The following is a 3146-nucleotide window of genomic DNA, read 5'->3' on the forward strand; positions in this document are numbered from 1 at the left end:
CAAGCAAGCAAGCAAGCAAGCAAGCAAGCAAGCAAGCAAGCAAGCAAGCAAGCAAGCAAGCAAGCAAGCAAGCAAGCAAGCAAGCAAGCAAGCAAGTCATGAAACACTTGCTAATCGTTTAGCGGATATTCTCACCCGTCTTAATTACGGCGAACGCCTCGCCGTCGCCCAACTTGCTGAAGATTACCACGTCCATCCGAAAACAATTAAACGCGATTTAGAACAACGTTTCGGGTTTCTTGACTACGCCGAACGTGGTAGTTACTACCGCCTAAATAAAAATAAGCAAGGGCATCTCAATAAAACCGACATTCAGCACTTTGCTATTTTTGCAGGATTGCAACATCTTTTCCCTGAAGCTGAACGGCTCTTTTTCCAAAATCAGCTGAACCGCAGTGTTCACGTTAAAGGCTTCCAATACGAAAATATCCGTAATAAGCAAGCGGAATTTGATGCTTTAAGTCAAGCGATTAACACGCATCATCGTGTGCGTTTTCGTTACCAAAAAATCCGCAGCGGTGAAAGTAAAATTTATCAGCTTGAACCCTATCGACTGGTTAATAAAAACGGCATTTGGTATCTCATTGGGCTGGATAACGGTAAACAAAAAACCTATTGCTTCAGCCAAATTAGCGAATTGACCACAGAAGAACATACTTTTATCGCTGATGAAACACTGTTGGCGGATATGCTCGCCAGCGACAGCCTTTATCACGGCAACCAACTCAAAGAAATCCTGATTAAAGTCAGCGCGCAAGCAGCGGGTTATTTTACCCGCCGCGCCTTGCTGCCGAATCAAGAAACCATACGCGAGCTTGATGACGGTGGCTTAATTCTAGCGTGCAAAAACGTCCATGCGAATGAAGTGTTGCCTATTGTTCAATATTGGTTACCGCACGCGCATATTGTCAGTCCGGAAATATTACAAAATGAATTAGAAAAAATACTCAAAAATTATCTGGGGATTGAAAGAAAAAATGAAGAAAAATAAAAAAGGTCGAGCGAAACGTAAATATCTAAATTGGTTAATCGCCACAAAGAATAAAGCGCTTCCTACTTTTGATATTGTTGTCATAGGGACGATGAGCGCGGGTAAATCAACCTTAATTAATGCGCTTATTGGAGAAGAGGTTTTACCTATTGCGAATGAAGCGGCGACCGCTGTTATTACGCGCATTTATGATGAAGATGGAATGAAGCATTTTCAGGGGCGTGGTTATCACATTAACTTGGATGATTTATCTACTCCCCCTTTGCCGCAGACACGGCGTATTACGCGTATTACTCCAAAGCAGATTGAGGAATGGAATCAATCCAAAGCGATTAACTATATTGATTTGCGGGGAGATATTAAGACGATTTTAAATGATAAAGCCGCTTTGGTTATTTATGACACGCCCGGTCCAAATAATAGTCAAGATAGCGAGCATAGTGCGTTAACAATGTATACCTTAGAAAACGAACATTATGGACTCATTCTCTATTTACTGAATGCGACTCAAGTAGGGATTTACGATGACAGGGGTTTATTAGAAAAAATCAAAAAACATCTGGAAAAAGATTTAAGTAAATCAATTGTTTTTGTGCTTAATAAATGCGACATGCTGGATACTGAAAAAGGGGAAAACATTGAGCGGGTTGTTTCTAATGTTCATCTTTATTTACAAGATATCGGCTTTACTCAGCCACATATTATTCCATTGACGGCTCGTCCAGCACTTTTGGCACGAAAACGTTTATCTCGTCATCCATTGACTCGAGCAGAGCGGTCGGCATTGCGCTTTTTTGCTGAGGAGGCGTGTCAGTCAAAATCGGAATTATTAGACATTATTCAGCGTTCAGGGTTTTCTGAATTGGAAAAATATTTACAAACGCGTGTCTCATCTTCTAACCATCTAAATAGCAAAGGATAAACTATGAAAATAAAGATTATTCATAATCCATTTACTGTAGAAACCGCTTTCTGGGTAAATGATGAATTGACTCAGGATAGCATTTTTGACAGCTATAGCAGCCGTCGTTTCCAAGAGTGGATAGAGAACTTTTTTACAGATCTTGAATATGTTTTTAATTTTAGGGAGTTTGAGATTGAGTTTAGGGGCATTCCTACAGATTGTGAGGATATGCGACAAGCCGTGGAGCAGGCAAATCAACAAGGTTTTAATGTTCAGATAAGTTTAGACCCTGTTGCAGGCGCTGAAGAGCGCTTACAACAAGTTGCTGAGCTTTATCAAGAAGCGGAAAGCAGCGAACTGATGGGCAATGCTTTGCGAGAAAATCCTAATGTTAGAGCAGATTTGCAAGAGGCAATACACGATAAAAATTTTGATGTTTTCGTTGTTGCTACGATGTCTTCAGGGAAATCAACGGTTATTAATGCTATGTTGGGTTGTGAATTATTGCCAGCCCTCAATGAAGCCACCACCGCAACCATTGCCAAAATCATGGACAATGACCAAATGCCATTAGGTGAATTTAAAGTTTGGCGTAGTGATGCCGATGGACAATCAATTGACGGCACGCAAATGATACGTTTTTCTGGCGAGCGAGGAACAGCGGAACAGGCTAAAAATTTACTGGCGGATTGGAATCGGGACAAAACCACTCACACAATTTATATTGAGGGAAAAATCGGTGGTATTCAAGAGCGTGAAAATGTTTGCTTAGTCGTCAGCGATACGCCTGGACCGAATAATAGTCAGGATAATGATCATGCCTTAGCGACACAGAGGCATCTTAAAGATACTAAGAAAAATCCTTTGATTTTATATGTGCTTAATGCTCAGCAATTAGGTATCAATGATGACCAAAGATTATTACAAGATATTGCTGAAATTATGAAAGAAGGGGGGAAACAAAGCAAAGACCGTTTTATTTTTGTGTTGAATAAAGCGGATGTATTTGATCCAGAAAAAGGCGAGCATATCGAGGGGGTTGTGGCGCGTGCAAAAGTCTATTTGGAGAATATAGTCAAATCACTTATAATCCAATCTATCCAAAGCAGATATAAAGAACAACTTGTAGTAGAATTATCAAAAACAAACTGAGCATATCCTATGACCTACTGCTGCCAATTCCGACAGAAAATTCTTAACGATATTGCTAATGGAGAAACTTGGCGCGCTGTTGCAAAGCGCTACAAAATC

3 protein-coding genes are annotated in these 3146 nt (G+C 40.4%); all 3 read left to right on the forward strand.

Annotation, left to right across the window (positions count from 1 at the left end):
• The coding region (locus tag A5N85_RS12310) for a helix-turn-helix transcriptional regulator (protein ID WP_346243181.1) at positions 1-991 on the forward strand (991 nt) is incomplete at its 5' end.
• The gene (locus A5N85_RS12315) at positions 978-1913 is read left to right on the forward strand and encodes a dynamin family protein (RefSeq protein WP_072577477.1); all 936 of its coding nucleotides are present in this window, start codon (positions 978-980) and stop codon (positions 1911-1913) included. The genes A5N85_RS12310 and A5N85_RS12315, both read left to right, overlap by 14 nt.
• Before the next feature lie 3 nt (positions 1914-1916).
• Complete coding sequence (locus A5N85_RS12320; protein ID WP_072577478.1) at positions 1917-3047, forward strand: dynamin family protein; 1131 nt, start codon at positions 1917-1919, stop codon at positions 3045-3047.
• The last annotated feature ends 99 nt before the right edge of the window (positions 3048-3146 follow it).

The organism is Suttonella ornithocola (assembly GCF_001889065.1).
Lineage (GTDB): Bacteria > Pseudomonadota > Gammaproteobacteria > Cardiobacteriales > Cardiobacteriaceae > Suttonella_A > Suttonella_A ornithocola.